The following is a 13,851-nucleotide window of genomic DNA, read 5'->3' as shown; positions in this document are numbered from 1 at the left end:
CTCCCACCGCGTAAAAGGCGACATACCCCAGGTCCAGCAGACCGGCGAACCCGACGACGATGTTCAGACCGAGACCGAGCAAGATGTACAAACCGACGAACCCGAGGACGTCTGAGACGAAATCGTTGACGATCCACGGCAGAACGGCGATACCAAGGAGCGCCAGGACGCTGATGACCCAGCGAAGGTTCTTCTCGGAAGTGCCGGGTACTTTCAACAGGGCCTGGCGGGGACCACCGACTCGGAACGATCCCAATCGGGCCAGGCTGAATGCGGCGAACAGCACGATGGCCCCGATGATGGTGAGACCGTCCCGGTCGAATAACCACCGGTTGGGAATGTGCATCCCGTCGAGCATGACCTTGAATAGGGGAGCTCCGAGAGCCCCGAAGACAAAGGCCATCAAGCCCATCAGGATGACCTTGCGGTTGGTGGTCGTCACCAGATGGAGCGAACCGGCAGCTAGCCCGGCTGCGAGGCCCAGCAGCGTCATCAGGAGGGCGCCGACGATGGGCGATTGGCCGAAGGACAGCAGTTCCATCAGTGTGGGGCTGACGCTGGTCCACATGCTGCGAACGTCCCATTCGAGACCGGTGATCAGGAAATCCACTATTACTGCCGCTAAGCCAACCGTTGCGCCGGCGATGGCGCCGGTTACCGCTCCGGCCAGGAGGAATGGTTGGGCTGGTTCGCCACCCTTGCCGGGTCGGCCCGCCAGGTATCCGAAGGCGGCAAACGTGACCACGATCAGAACCGTCGCAAAGTTGACGACGTTGGTGATGATGGCTCGTGCATCGAAGGCGACGAGCATGCCGACCGAGGCGAGATAGAGGACGACTGCGCCGCCCACGAGACCCTGGCGGAGCGAGCGTTTTAGTTCAGGGGTCATGCGCGGTTCTTGTCGTCGGGGGCGCCGAGGAAGCCTCCCGGCAGGAAGATCAAGACCAGAACCAGAATGCCGAATGCGACGATCGGGATCAACTGGTTCGGGGAGGGTACTCCCGCCCCGTCGAGGAACAGATTGGGTCCGACGGTCTCAAGGATTCCGAGGATCAATCCACCGAGTGCGGCGCCGGTGATCGAACCGATACCTCCGAGTACCGCGGCGGTGAAGGCCTTCAACCCAGGGAAGAAACCCATCGTGAAGATGACCTGGTTGAAGAGGAATACGTACAGGATCCCGGCCGCTCCGGCCAACGCGCCGCCGATACCGAAGGTGAAGACGATGGTTCGGTTCACGTCGACACCCATAAGAGCGGCGATCTCACGATCTTCACCGACCGCACGCATCTCGCGCCCGACCCTGGTTCGTTCCACGATCCAGAACAGTATGAGCCAGAGGGCTACCGCCCCGAGAATCGATATGACGTGTACTTTCTGGAAGGGGTATCCATTGAGGTGGATGTTCAGGAAATCGATGTTGAGTTTGCCGATATTCCAGGTCCCCTGGATGGCTGGAATGGTGGGGTAGGCACGGGCATTTGCACCGTAGAAACCGCGGAATGTGTATTGGAGGAATAGTGAGGCTCCGATAGCGGTGATAAGTGGTACGAGGCGGGGGGCACCGCGGAGCGGGCGGTAGGCGATTCTCTCAAGGAGGATGGCCACGCCCATGGATACGAGTGATGAAATCACGAAGAGGATCGCGATGGAGACGATCGGGTGCGATTCCAGCATGCCGTTTGAGGCAAGCCCGACAGCTACGAAGTAAGCGGTATAAGCACCGGCCATGAACACTTCACCATGGGCAAAGTTGATGATGAAGAGGATGCCGTAGACCAGCGTGTAGCCGAGGGCGATGATGGCGTATACGCTTCCGCGAGCCACGCCGGAAATGAACAGGTTTGCCCAGACTTCGCCCGTGAATCGGCCGGCCCGGAGGGTGGCAATGGATCCGGCGGCTCCACCGTAGGCGATCACCAGTGCGAGCAGGACGAGGACGAACCGTCTGACGGGAAATCGTTCGAGGAACAGTCGATACCGACTACCGACCGCGGTTTGCGTCGTCATATTTGTCACTCTCTCCAGTGAACTCGGTATGGGGTAACAGGGAGGGGGCCGAAGCCCCCTCCCTCTATTTCGTTTTGGACGGTTACTCGAGCGACTTCACAACGCTGAAGACCGGATCGGCGGCTTGTTGGCCCCCGACGATCTCGAACACCGCGATGGTGGCCGACGGCTGGCAGTCGCCATTGGCATTGCAGCTAAGCGTTCCGGTGATGCCGGTGTAGCCGTTGGTGGCTGCAATGGCGTCACGGAGCCCCGTACGAGGGATGTACAGCGTGCCGCCTGAGTCGACAGCTACCGCTTCGATGGCTCCGAGCACAATGTTGGCGGCGTCCCATGCATGAGCATGGAAAGCGGACAATGGCTCAGATCCGTACTTCTCGGCATAACGAGGCAGGAAGATGTCCTTGTACAGGGCGGCATCACCGGCGAAGGCCGAGACGTCGGGACCTGACAAAAAGACACCGTCGCCGGCTGCTGCATAGAAGTCATCGGACCACAGGCCATCGGAACCGGTCAGGACGACCGAATCGCCCAAAGTGGTCTTGGCCTGCTGAACCAGAAGGCTGCCTTCTCCCACGAAGATCGGGAAGTAGAGCAATTCCGGCGATTCTGCCTGGATCGATGCGAGTACGCCGCTGAAGTCGGTATCTCCGACCTGAATGGCATCCTGGCTCGTAATGGTTCCACCGAGAGCCTCGAACGAAGCCGCGAACGCGTTGGCGAGGCCTTCGGCGTACGGGCTGCCATCGTGGATCGTGGCAGCGGTCTTGATACCCTTGAAAGTGTACGCGAACTCGGCCACGGCCGCACCCTGCAACGTGTCGTTGTGGGCGGTGCGGTAGTAGAACGGGTTGTGCGTGGCTTCGGCGGTCAGTGCCGGGCTGGTGTTGGATGGCGAGATCAAAGTCACACCTTTGTCGCCCAGGATCTTGTCGGCGGTGCCAAGCGCAGCGGACGAGCAGCTCGTGCCGATGACGGCCACGATCTGGGTGTCTGCGGCGAGTTTATTGGCGCCGGCGGTTCCGCCTTCGGCCGAACATCCGTCATCCTCGGGAACAAGAACCACGTCGTGGCCCTGGATCGTGATGTTGGTGTCGTCGAAGGTGCCGTCCGCATAGTCGAGGGCCAATTCGATGCCGTACTGGCTGTCCAGACCAAGCGATGAGTTCGGGCCGGTGGTTACCAGCAACGAACCTATCTTGATCGGATCACCGGCTGCAACTTCGACGCAACCAAATGCATCGGAAGCGCATACTTCGGGTGCTCCAGCGGCGGCCGTGGTGTCGCTGCTCGGGGCCGTAGTATCGGTGCTGCCTGCCGTGGTGTCGCTGCTGCCTGCCGTGGTCTCGCTGCTGCCTGCCGTGGTGTCGCTGCTACCGCTGCCACATGCTGCGGCTACGAGCGCCAGAACCATCAGGAGAGCCAGAAGGCCTCTGTAGTTTTTGAACTTCATATGTATGAATTCCTTTCGGCTTTTTCAGTTTCGGCCAAATCGCTCACGCGTTGTTGGCCTGGATCGGCGAACTCGTACGGCACAGCAGAGCCTCAGGGAGCCTTCAACCGATGCCTTACGCCTCGCCATTTGCCAGACGATAGCGTCCTGTGACCCATCAGAGCGACGAGACGCCCCTTTTTGCGCTCTGTGCTCGCTCACAGCTCTTTGGACTTTGGCTGGTTTTCCCGATGGCAAACCCTGTCCTGGGGTGACACAAAGCCCTGACAGGTGGCGTTCTTTTCGGTGGCGGTTGGGTAGTCGTTGCCGTCAATGTTGAGTTCAAACCCATCGGGTAGTGCGCCCACACTGAGCGCGGGCAACTCCGATTGGCTTGAACGTGGGTACAGTTGAGGAGTAACTACATGCGAACAGCCGAGAGGAAAACCACCATGGCACTTGATTCGACTGCGTCGACCCATTGGGAAGGCGATCTGATGACCGGAGCGGGAACCACCACGCTGACCTCAGGAGCGGCCGGACCGTTGGCCGTCGACTGGAAAGCCCGCTCAGAGTCGCACGGGGGCAAGACGAGCCCTGAAGAGTTGATTGCCGCCGCGCATGCTTCGTGTTTTTCAATGGCACTTTCCAATGCACTTGGAAAAGCCGGATTTCCGCCCGCCTCACTTGATGTGCAAGCAACCGCCACCTTTGTGCCCGGGGAGGGAATAACGGGCATGGTGCTCGTCCTTCGCGGCAACGTTCCTGGACTCGATCACGCCGGGTTCGTCGAGGCCGCCGAAGGTGCCAAGGCGGGCTGCCCCGTCTCCAAAGCGCTGGCCGGCAACGTTCCGATCACGCTTGAGGTTCACGAAGCCTGATCCACCGATAGGCGACGACCCGGTGGTCCATTAAGCTCGGCTCGGGAAAGCCCGTTTCCATGGAGCCACCGGGTTGCGCCATCGACTGTTCCAGTCGGGGGGTCGATCCCTGAGGCCGGATCAGTCTTCGCGTAGGATCGGCTGCATCAGTTGATCGCTCGCCTCTGACGGTGAAATGTCCTTGTTTTGTAACGCGTCGACGATGGCCTGTCCCGACGCGGAATCGATGGCCCGGTCCAAGGCAGCCAGAAGCCGATCGGCTGCCCGACTGTGGAGTTCGGCCCTGGCTCTGGCAGCTCTGCGTCCCTCGATCTGTCCGGTTGAAACGAGATGGTTGCCGTGGTCGACAATGGTTGACCAAAGCTCAATCGAGCCAGAACCATCTAGAGAGTTGGCCATGACGATGGGCGGACGGCGCCCCGTCGGATCTTCCTGTCCGGTCATGTGACTCAAATCCAACATCAATTCCAGATCGCGGCGGGCGTCGTCGGCGCCGGCGAGATCAGATTTGTTCACCACGAAGATGTCCGCCACTTCGAGCAGTCCCGCCTTATTGGCCTGGACGGAGTCTCCGGTGCCAGGGTTGGCCACGACGATGGTCGTGTCGGCGGTGGCGGTCACATCGACCTCGACCTGCCCGACACCAACTGTTTCGATGATGATCGGGTCGAATCCGACCGCGTCAAGCACCCTGACGCCGCCGGGGACGCCCAGTGCCAGGCCTCCCGAATGTCCGCGCGTGGCGATCGATCGAATGAAGGCGCCGGTGTCCGTGGCGTCGATCCGGACCCGGTCTCCGAGAATGGCGCCCCCGGTGAGCGGTGACGACGGGTCAACCGCGATGACTGCCGGTTTCAGGCCGGCCCGGGTGATGACTTTCAAGAGTTGACTCACGAGGGTGGATTTGCCCGAACCGGGAGGTCCGGTAATCCCGATGATCCGTGCGTCGCTGGTTAGGGGATGGGTCACCGTGGCTACCTCGTCGGCGATGGCTCCCCCCTTCTCGACCAATGAGAGAAGACGGCCGACGGCGTGACGATTGCCGGACATCGCCAACTGGAGGAGGTCGGCTGGAGTAACTGAGTCGCGTTTCACGAGCGAGAGGCTACGGCCCCGCGGACGGCTGAGACAACTTCTTCGGCGGAGGCGCCAGGGCCGAGTATGACGGCGACTCCTGCTTCCATGAGCGGGGCGACATCCTGGTCGGGAATCACCCCACCGAGAATCACGGGAACCTCGAGGTCGGCATTGCGGAGAGCGGAGACCATCCTGGGTGCCAGCGTCAGATGTTGGGCGTTGTGCATCGACAACCCGACCGCATCAGCATCTTCTTGTTCAACCACCGCGACCACGTTTTCGGTGGTTTGGCGCAGGCCGAGGTAGATGACCTCGCAGCCGGCGTCGCGCAACATGCGGGCGACCATGCGGAGTCCACGGTCGTGGCCATCGAAGCCGATCTTGGCAAGGACGATACGAATGGGAGGTTGGCTCACATGACCGCCGTTTCTACATACGTGCCGAACACCGCTTCGAGGGCTGCAACGATTTCCCCCTCGGTAGCGAGGGCTTGAACCGCCCGGATGGTGGCGGGCATGATGTTGACCGTTGGTTCGGCGGCGTCGACCGTCAATTCAGCCAGAGCACTCGCTACGGCCGATTCGTTCCTGCTCTTTTTGACATCGGCAAGTCGCTTGAGTTGGTCTACTTCGACCTGCGGGTCGATCCGGAGGAGGTTCCGGTCGCCGGGGTGGTCGCCTTCGGTGAACTGATTGACGCCAACCACAATTCGACGCCCGGCATTGACGGCGCGCTCGAACCGGTATCCGGAGTCGGCAATGGCTCCAACGAAGTATCCGTTGTCGATGCCGGCATATACCCCTTCAAGGATCGAGCCATCTCCAAGCTGGTCGAGATGGGCAAAGATCTCCTCGGCTCGACGTTCGATTTCGTCGGTCATCCATTCGACATAGGCTGAACCTCCGAGTGGATCGGCCACGTTGGCGACTCCGGTCTCATAGGCGATGATCTGCTGGGTTCGCAACGCGATGCGGGCGGCGTCTTCAGTAGGCAGGGCCATCGCTTCGTCGAAGCTGTCCGTATGCAGGCTCTGAGAACCTCCCAAAACGGCAGCCAGTGCTTGCAGGGCAACCCTGGCGACGTTGATCTCGGGTTGCTGCGCCGTGAGGGACACGCCGGCTGTCTGGGTGTGGAATCGGCAGAGCATGCTCCGCTCGTCTTGAGCTCCGTACCGTTCCTTCATCCACCGTGCCCAGATTCGTCTTGCCGCCCGGAACTTGCCTATCTCTTCGAAGAAGTCACTGTGACTGTTGAAGAAAAAGCTGAGTCGGGGAGCGAAGTCGTCGATGTCGAGGCCGGCGGCGACCGCCGCTTCTACATAGGCGAACCCGTTGGCGAGGGTGAACGCCAATTCCTGCGGGGCGTTGCTTCCAGCCTCCCTGATGTGATAGCCCGAAACCGAGACTGGATGCCAGCGGGGCATCTCGGTGGCAGTGAATCTGATGAGATCGGTAATGAGACGCATCGAGGGCCGGGGAGGGAAGATGTACTCCTTCTGGGCCTGGTATTCCTTGAGGATGTCATTTTGGATCGTCCCGCTTAGAGACGAGCGTTCGACAGACGTCTCTTCGGCAAGGGCGATATACATGGCCATGATGATGTGGGCTGGCCCGTTAATGGTCATCGATGTCGAAACGTGGCCAAGGTCTATGTCAGCGAAGAGGTCGCGCATGTCTGCCAGCGTGTCGACGGCTACTCCAGCCCGTCCGACTTCGCCGAGGGCCCATTCGTGGTCGGAGTCGCGGCCCATGAGGGTCGGCATGTCGAACGCGGTTGATAGGCCCGTACCACCGTTGCGAAGGATCTCTTTGAAGCGAGCGTTGGTGTCGCTGGCCGTACCGAATCCGGCAAACATGCGCATCGTCCATAGTCGGGACCGGTACATCGATGGGCGGATGCCCCTGGTAAATGGATACTCGCCTGGATTGGGGCCTTCCCCATAGACCGGGTCGACCGGAATGCCGGACATGGTTTCGAAGTCAACGTCGCGCAGTGGTGTGCGGTCGTAGGCGTCTTGCCAGGTCCGTCGATCTTGCTCGGAATCGGGTATATCTGACAAGTTGGTTCCTTTTTGGACAGCTGCGTTCCGGACCAATAGTTGGACGTCCAACTATTGCACTACCTATAGTAATCCTCCATGGATGAACATGTCGACCTGATTGGCGAGGCGCAGCGCAACTGGGATGCTCGTGGATGGGCCGAGTCCGACGCGATGGCGGCAGCCACCTCGATCACCAGGGCGCACCAGATCGTCCTGGCGCGGATCAATGAGGCGTTGGTTCCCCATGGTCTGACCTTCTCACGATATGAGGCGCTCGTCCTCATCAGTTTCACCAGGAGAGGCTCGCTCCCGATGGGGAAGATCGGAGAGCGTCTTCAGGTGCACCCCACCTCGGTGACGAATGCAATCGATCGGCTCGAAACTGCCGGATTGGTACGACGGAAGCCTCATCCGACTGATCGGCGTACGACCCTGGCTGAGATAACTGAGGCGGGTCGGGAAGCGGTATTGGCGGCCACCCGGGATCTTGAGACGATTCGCTATGGCATGGATGACCTGGGCGACGCAACGACCAGAGCGGTGGTTGCATCACTGGCGGGCCTGCGACGATCCGCCGGGGACTTCTAGCGGCGTACCGGTTGCTGGTCGATGTTTGTAGCATGCAGCCAAAATGGAGGTGGCCATGCAGAAAGACCCGGTGATCGAAGTCGTCGAGCTGGGCATGCCGTGGCCGGGCATCGATCCTTTCATATTCACCGTGCATCACCTCGACCGGTACCCGGCGGGTAACGACCGGCTCGGGCCGGTCGATTCGCTTACCGGACGCCAGATCGGATCGGACTTTTCCTATCGAGACGGCTGGAGTATGTACCACGGGAACGTGGTGCCGGGATTTCCTCAACATCCCCATCGTGGGTTTGAGACGGTAACGGTGGTCCGCCAGGGCTATGTCGACCATTCCGATTCCTTGGGTGCAACCGCCCGTTATGGCGGTGGCGATGCCCAGTGGCTGACAACCGGGTCGGGCATCATGCACGCCGAGATGTTCCCTCTTCTCGAAGAAGATTCACCGAATCCGCTCGAGTTGTTTCAGATCTGGCTCAACCTGCCGCCGGCCTCCAAGATGGTCCCGGCCCATTTCGCCATTTTGTGGAACGAGGACATTCCGAGCGTCAACGTCGCCAAGGGTGTCGTCGTAGACGTCGTGGCAGGAGAAGTCGACGGCCATCGAGCTCCGCCGCCACCACCCGACTCGTGGGCTGCTGATCCTGCCAATGCATTGGGAATCTGGATCGTTCGAATGGAATCAGGGGCGACCTGGCAGATGCCCATCGCCGACGGTGAGATCAATCGCGTTCTGCATTGTTTCGAAGGTGACCGGGTGGCGATCGGCGAAACTCGGATTGCCAGGTCCGCTGGTGTTCAACTCAAAGCTGATGTGGCGACGTTCGTTACCAATGAAGGTGGCCCTGCCCAGTTCTTGCTGCTGCAGGGTCGGCCGATCGGGGCGCCGGTCTTTCAGCTGGGACCGTTCGTCATGAACACTCCAGAGCAACTTCAAGAAGCCCTCGATGACTACCGCCGCACCCAATTTGGGGGCTGGCCGTGGTCATCGCCGAGCCACGTCCACGATCGTTCGGAAGGCCGGTTCGCGCTTCATGCCGACGGCAAGATCGAGCATCGCGAAATGCAGCCGCGGTCCTGAAGGACTGGCCTCTAGCCCGCGGCTTCCACCGGTGAGCGGGTTTTCACGGTCTCGGTTCTCAGGAATATGAAGAAGCTCCAGGTAGAGACTGCCCCGAGCAGATGCCAGATGGCGTGGGCTTGGATGAGCCAGTCAGGATTGCAGGCCGGATGGTCGTTGGTGCCGGTTAGCCAGATGGCATATGCCGCCACGAACGCGATCGAACCGATCCAATACCACGGGATGTAGCGTCGGCGACCCTCCGGTGGGTGGGTGCTGAGCAATCCCGGTAGCCAGAAGAAGAGAATCCACCAGTGCCCGGCGAGATCCGCCGCGATGACGGCCGGGGTGACGCCGAAGATTGCCCCGACCAGGAAGCCGACGAAGCCAGAAGCCCAGCGCATCGTCGGTGAGTGGAATCGGTAGAGGACCTCGGAGATGATCCACATGGCGATGCTCACGCCGAACAGGTCAAGCCCGATGCCGAGGTCGCTGCCAACGAACCAGTATCCGAGCGCGTAGATGGCCAAAAGGCTCCCGTAGGTGCCATAGAGTCGCCGGTTCGACCAGCGTCCCATGATTGACACGTTGAGAAGCCAGGGGACCAGGATGTAGGCCACCATCGAGACATTGTCGAGCCAGGCTCCGAACCGGGTGTGAGTCCCATGCATCGCCATGGAACCTGGCCCCAGGAATAGTGCTGCGCCTGCGTACAGCAACGCCAGGGGCGAGTGCCCGATGAACCGATTCGTGGCAGGACGTTCCGAAGCCCGGTCTTTACCAAGGACATACAGCATGGCGAGTCCCGAGATCACAAATCCGAGGTTTCCGAGCGTATTGACGGGCTCGCGAAGCAGTCCGGATCCCACCCGCTCACACCAGCGCGACACTTCCCCGATGGCACTTTCGTTCGATGCCGGGTCACCCCAACCGTCGAGTCGGGATAAGGCGGCCGATACCGCGACCACGCCGAGGAACCCCAGACCGGCTTTGAAAGGTGTGAAGGCCTTCTGCATGAATTGAAACTAGTCGGGGCGCCGTTGGAGTCGGTGACGCCAGCGGCGGACTAACCGACGGAGGTGTGTGGACCTATCACCGGCACGCCATCGCGTAGATCGATCTCGATTGGCAGGTCGCTGGCTTGCTGGGCCGCCAGGATGACGTCGATGATCTCGTCGCCGATCAGTTCGTTTCGGTCGAGAAGCGCGTCAGCCAGAGCGCGAACAACATGACGATGACGGCTGAGGAGATCGTCGACTATTACTTTGTTTTCGCTCAGGATGCCATCTACCTGGCCGCGCGCCTGGGAGTCAGACAGCACTTTGGCTGCCAGATTGCCACCGAGCACGCCAGGGTCCAGCGCCCGGAATGAGACGAGTGATCCACCCATTCCGAGTGACCCGACCATCTCGACAGCCGCATTGGTGGCTGCCGAGAGGTCACCGGCAGGACCGGTTCCTGACTCACCGAAGAAGAGTTCCTCGGCCACCATGCCGCCAAGAGAGATCTGGATGAGGGCGACGAGTTCGCTCCGCTTTTGTGTGTGCCGCTCTTCCTGCATGCGGTGGGAGAGGAATCCGAGCGCTTCCCGGCGTTTGATGATGGAGAGCATCTCGAGGCGACGGCCTTTCCCAACCAGGTAGGCGACGGTGGCGTGGCCGGCTTCGTGGATGGCAATTGATTCGCGTTCGTGCTCGGGGGAGTCGACGGGTTCGGCAAGACCCAACTCGGTGTCGGTTCTGGCTTGCCACACGTCATCGAGCGACAATGCGTTGCGGTGATCCCGCAGTGCGATGAGTAGTGCTTCGTCGAAGAGGCGTTCGAGGGACGCGGGGGTATATCCGAGGGTTGCCGAGGCGATGTCAACGCGTACCTGATCCTCGTCAAGTTCGGGATCGTGTGACTTCGTGCGTAGGAAGAAATCGATCAGCTCGCGTCGGGCCGACGATCCAGGGATTCCGAAATGTAGCTGACGGTCAAAGCGGCCAGGGCGCAGAAGAGCGGTGTCTAGTGAGGCGGCCCGGTTTGTGGCGGCGACGAGAAGAACATTGTTATACGGAGTCGGTTTGATTTGGATCTGGCGGTGAGCCGGCAGGAACTTGTTGGCCCTGGCCACGGTCCAATTGTGGAGCTTCTCGCGCCCGGCAGGTTGATCGAACGACTGCATCTGGATCAGCAGTTCGTTGACCACGCCCCCGGTGCCAGACGACATCGAGCGGTTGACGCTCAGATCCGAGTGGGACTCAGAGGTTTCAGATCGCCGCATCCCGATGGCATCGATTTCCTCGATGAACCCAATGACGCCGCCTTCTTCACGGGCGACTTTCCGAAGGGCCTTGAAGTAGGCGCGGATCTTGCGGGCGGTCATTCCGTACCACATGCTCTGGAAGGCGGTTGACGATACGAATAGAAACGGAACTCCAGCTTCCTTCGCCATGGCCTTGGCGAGGTGAGTCTTGCCGGTCCCTGGCGGTCCTTCAAAGAGAATGCCCCGTCGCGGGGTACCGCCCATCTGATTGCGGAACTGGTCGTTATCGGTCAAGACGGTAAGGGTGTGCTTGACATCTTCAACGATGCGGCCCATTCCCTGGACCTGATCAAATCCGATGTCGATCTGTTCTGGCAGGAACATGATGTGGGGCGATCGAGAATTGGTAAGCATCGGCGCCACCATGACGATCGACAGCAGCAAGATGATCGCCAGGCCGGGCAGCCAGAACATGGCTTCGTCTGGCAGGCTGATCTGGGGGAACATCGGCTGGCCGGATGCGATCCGCCACCACAAATATCCGGCCGGGATGAGTAGCCATCCGGACAGCTTCAACAAGCGGCGTTGCCGCTGTTCCTCCCGGTGCTCCCTCACGCCCATAGCCACTCTCCGTGGTTCCGTAGGCTGACACTAGGCGCAAATCGGTCCCATGACCAGGGAAATCTTTCGTGATTTTCGAATCTCGCCGCCGGGAGTGTCCAACTGCAACCGCAGAGAGTGGTGTGATAGTCGCCAGGTGCGGTAGGAGCGATACCGGTTGTGCTGGGGAAGTGGGACGCGGTCGGACAGATCGTGCCTAGCCGCGAGGTCTAGTTCGAGAAGCCCGGATGATCGGCGCTGACACTCGTGTGGCTTCGGGCGGAACGCCGTGCCCCGGTGTCTCAACTGATTCACCGGCGGTTCGGGCCTTCTATTGGGAGGATCGGCGGGACTTCCAGATTGCCAGGAACAAGACCAACGCCGCAACGTTGCCGAACACGGCAATCTTCGTGACGTCGATGGCGGGTTCCCACCGAACCTTGCCGTCGGACATAACATAGCTGCCGACCGGACGGGCTCGCATGGCGAAGCCCATACCTTCGCCGCTGCCAGTGTCTTCGCCGCCGTTGCTCCCGCCTCCGCCACCGCCTCCGCCTCCGCCTCGGACCTCGACGACCGGTACGAGAGTGGCGCCGTCGCGTTCGATCGGTTCGCCAACGACCTGACGGACAGTCATGAGATCTTTGGCTTCGGCGACTAGTCGATGGATGCCTTGCGGGGTGAATGGGGTGCTTTCGGGCATACGTAAATCTCCTTGGTGCAGTACCTCAACCGTAATCGTCGCGAACATCACATGGGGTGTGTCGGCAGCCCTGGCTAGTTCGATCGGAACGTTCCTGATCTTCGTGCCTGGGGTTGGTGGTCTTAGGTTGGCGGTCCTGGCCTGGCTGGTCAGCCGGCAAACACGAGCACAGCCAGCCCGGCAGCAATGAGCGCGGCGCCTTTAAGTCGGGATCGGGCTGCTGGTTCTTTGAGTATCCACAGGCCGCCCAGGGTTCCGAATACGACGGACGTTTCACGAAAGGCTGCGACCAGGCCAAGTGGGGCCAGTCGGGCCGCCGACAGAACCAACGCGTACGCCCCGGCCGACGCCATGCCCGCAAAAAGGTGACGGCGCCATTCGATGCGGAGACTGGTGACCGTCTGGGTGAGTGACCGGCGCCACATGATGACCGGGATGAGAAGAAGCGTCTGTCCGAAGAAGGTCGCGATCGTATAAGGGAGCGCCGCCTCGAGTGATCGAACGGCTGCCGCATCGTTGACGGTATAGGCCGCGATGATGCCGCCCGTGAGGATCGCCCACCAGATCCCGTTCCGATCCTTTCCGGCCGCCACCCAGAAGACGCCCCCCACCGCCAGGGCGATGGCCAGCATGCCGGCGACGGATGGTACGTCGTCGAGCAGAAGGGCCGCGGCGATGGTTACGAGTATTGGGGCCGTTCCTCGGGCGACGGGATAAACGAGGGACATATCGCCATGGTTGTACGCCGTGATGAGCGTCACGGTGTACGTCAGATGAATGAAGCTGGACAGCGCGATGGCCGGCCAAACCTCGGTTGGTATTCCGGATATGAACAGGACCGGCGAGAAGATGATGGCCCCAAAAGCGGCCTGAGCGAATCCGGCGATGAGGCGGTCCTGGCTACCTTTGACTATCAGGTTCCACGAAGCATGAAGGAGTGCTGATGCCAGCACCAACATAAGCGGGACGAAGTCGATTACATCCTCCAGGATGGCTTTTCGAGTCGGACGCCGGCCGACTCCATCATGCCGAACAGGTTTCCGCCCGGTTCACGAATTTGGACCCAGCGTCCTATTCCCGGGATGTCCATGAGGCTAACCCAGCCCGGATCAGGAACAGCCGTGACTGCGGGGTTTGTCGAACGGTAGGTCCGGCAGGCACAATGGGAGACCCGTAGGGATGGATTGTGAATGGACGTCAGCCGGATCCGTACT

13 protein-coding genes are annotated in these 13,851 nt (G+C 60.8%); 3 read left to right on the top strand and 10 right to left on the bottom strand.

All coding sequences use genetic code 11. The features are described 5' to 3' along the window. From JJE47_03300 to JJE47_03290, 3 genes are all read right to left on the bottom strand, one after another. A partial coding sequence (locus tag JJE47_03300) for a hypothetical protein (GenBank protein MBK5266437.1) occupies positions 1-889 on the bottom strand: 889 nt, incomplete at its 3' end. Continuing rightward, a complete protein-coding gene (locus JJE47_03295) occupies positions 886-2,010 on the bottom strand; it encodes a branched-chain amino acid ABC transporter permease (protein ID MBK5266436.1) in 1,125 nt (374 codons plus the stop codon). The genes JJE47_03295 and JJE47_03300, both read right to left, overlap by 4 nt. An 82-nt stretch (positions 2,011-2,092) precedes the next feature. Continuing rightward, positions 2,093-3,463, bottom strand: coding sequence for a branched-chain amino acid ABC transporter substrate-binding protein (locus tag JJE47_03290; protein MBK5266435.1), 1,371 nt, complete (start codon positions 3,461-3,463; stop codon positions 2,093-2,095). Between the two features lie 431 nt (positions 3,464-3,894). Here JJE47_03290 and JJE47_03285 point away from each other — a divergent pair, with 431 nt between their 5' ends. After that, positions 3,895-4,323, top strand: coding sequence for an OsmC family peroxiredoxin (locus JJE47_03285; protein ID MBK5266434.1), 429 nt, complete (start codon positions 3,895-3,897; stop codon positions 4,321-4,323). A gap of 120 nt (positions 4,324-4,443) precedes the next feature. On the opposite strand, the gene meaB is transcribed toward JJE47_03285, so the two are convergent. Genes meaB through JJE47_03270 form a run of 3 tightly spaced genes read right to left on the bottom strand, consistent with a single transcriptional unit; the run spans position 4,444 to position 7,369 of the window. Further along, positions 4,444-5,418 carry a methylmalonyl Co-A mutase-associated GTPase MeaB gene (gene meaB / locus JJE47_03280; GenBank protein MBK5266433.1) on the bottom strand — a complete coding sequence of 325 codons (975 nt, stop codon included), beginning with the start codon at positions 5,416-5,418 and terminating at the stop codon, positions 4,444-4,446. Beyond that, positions 5,415-5,816, bottom strand: coding sequence for a cobalamin-dependent protein (locus JJE47_03275; protein MBK5266432.1), 402 nt, complete (start codon positions 5,814-5,816; stop codon positions 5,415-5,417). Before JJE47_03275 ends, meaB begins: the two co-directional genes overlap by 4 nt. Further along, positions 5,813-7,369, bottom strand: coding sequence for a methylmalonyl-CoA mutase (locus tag JJE47_03270; protein MBK5266431.1), 1,557 nt, complete (start codon positions 7,367-7,369; stop codon positions 5,813-5,815). The genes JJE47_03275 and JJE47_03270 overlap by 4 nt, the downstream gene beginning before the upstream one ends. A 168-nt stretch (positions 7,370-7,537) precedes the next feature. Here JJE47_03270 and JJE47_03265 point away from each other — a divergent pair, with 168 nt between their 5' ends. Then, entirely contained in the window at positions 7,538-8,029 is a 492-nt protein-coding gene (locus tag JJE47_03265) for a MarR family transcriptional regulator (GenBank protein MBK5266430.1), read from the top strand. A 94-nt stretch (positions 8,030-8,123) separates the two neighbouring features. Then, entirely contained in the window at positions 8,124-9,107 is a 984-nt protein-coding gene (locus JJE47_03260) for a pirin family protein (protein ID MBK5266429.1), read from the top strand. A gap of 11 nt (positions 9,108-9,118) precedes the next feature. Here the strand turns inward: JJE47_03260 and JJE47_03255 are convergent, their stop codons facing one another. From JJE47_03255 to JJE47_03240, 4 genes are all read right to left on the bottom strand, one after another. Continuing rightward, on the bottom strand, positions 9,119-10,102 hold the full coding sequence (locus tag JJE47_03255) for a ceramidase domain-containing protein (GenBank protein ID MBK5266428.1): 984 nt from the start codon (positions 10,100-10,102) through the stop codon (positions 9,119-9,121). A 50-nt stretch (positions 10,103-10,152) separates the two neighbouring features. Next, a complete protein-coding gene (locus JJE47_03250; GenBank protein ID MBK5266427.1) occupies positions 10,153-11,955 on the bottom strand; it encodes an AAA family ATPase in 1,803 nt (600 codons plus the stop codon). A gap of 310 nt (positions 11,956-12,265) precedes the next feature. Further along, entirely contained in the window at positions 12,266-12,637 is a 372-nt protein-coding gene (locus JJE47_03245) for a sporulation protein (protein ID MBK5266426.1), read from the bottom strand. Between the two features lie 149 nt (positions 12,638-12,786). Then, on the bottom strand, positions 12,787-13,596 hold the full coding sequence (locus JJE47_03240) for an EamA family transporter (protein ID MBK5266425.1): 810 nt from the start codon (positions 13,594-13,596) through the stop codon (positions 12,787-12,789). Between the last annotated feature and the right edge of the window lie 255 nt (positions 13,597-13,851).

The sequence above is a fragment of the Acidimicrobiia bacterium genome (genome assembly GCA_016650365.1).
GTDB lineage: Bacteria > Actinomycetota > Acidimicrobiia > Spongiisociales > JAENVV01 > JAENVV01.
This window is presented reverse-complemented; position numbering and strand designations above follow the sequence as displayed.

What these genes read in the sequence shown, in the direction of transcription:
- JJE47_03265 (MBK5266430.1), top strand. Translation starts at nt 7,538, where the DNA reads ATGGATGAACATGTCGACCTGATTGGCGAGGCGCAGCGCAACTGGGAT.
- JJE47_03295 (MBK5266436.1), bottom strand. Translation starts at nt 2,010, where the DNA reads ATGACGACGCAAACCGCGGTCGGTAGTCGGTATCGACTGTTCCTCGAA.
- JJE47_03260 (MBK5266429.1), top strand. Translation starts at nt 8,124, where the DNA reads ATGCCGTGGCCGGGCATCGATCCTTTCATATTCACCGTGCATCACCTC.
- JJE47_03270 (MBK5266431.1), bottom strand. Translation starts at nt 7,369, where the DNA reads ATGTCCGGCATTCCGGTCGACCCGGTCTATGGGGAAGGCCCCAATCCA.
- JJE47_03255 (MBK5266428.1), bottom strand. Translation starts at nt 10,102, where the DNA reads ATGCAGAAGGCCTTCACACCTTTCAAAGCCGGTCTGGGGTTCCTCGGC.
- JJE47_03250 (MBK5266427.1), bottom strand. Translation starts at nt 11,955, where the DNA reads ATGGGCGTGAGGGAGCACCGGGAGGAACAGCGGCAACGCCGCTTGTTG.
- JJE47_03245 (MBK5266426.1), bottom strand. Translation starts at nt 12,637, where the DNA reads ATGCCCGAAAGCACCCCATTCACCCCGCAAGGCATCCATCGACTAGTC.
- JJE47_03285 (MBK5266434.1), top strand. Translation starts at nt 3,895, where the DNA reads ATGGCACTTGATTCGACTGCGTCGACCCATTGGGAAGGCGATCTGATG.
- JJE47_03240 (MBK5266425.1), bottom strand. Translation starts at nt 13,596, where the DNA reads ATGTTGGTGCTGGCATCAGCACTCCTTCATGCTTCGTGGAACCTGATA.
- JJE47_03290 (MBK5266435.1), bottom strand. Translation starts at nt 3,463, where the DNA reads ATGAAGTTCAAAAACTACAGAGGCCTTCTGGCTCTCCTGATGGTTCTG.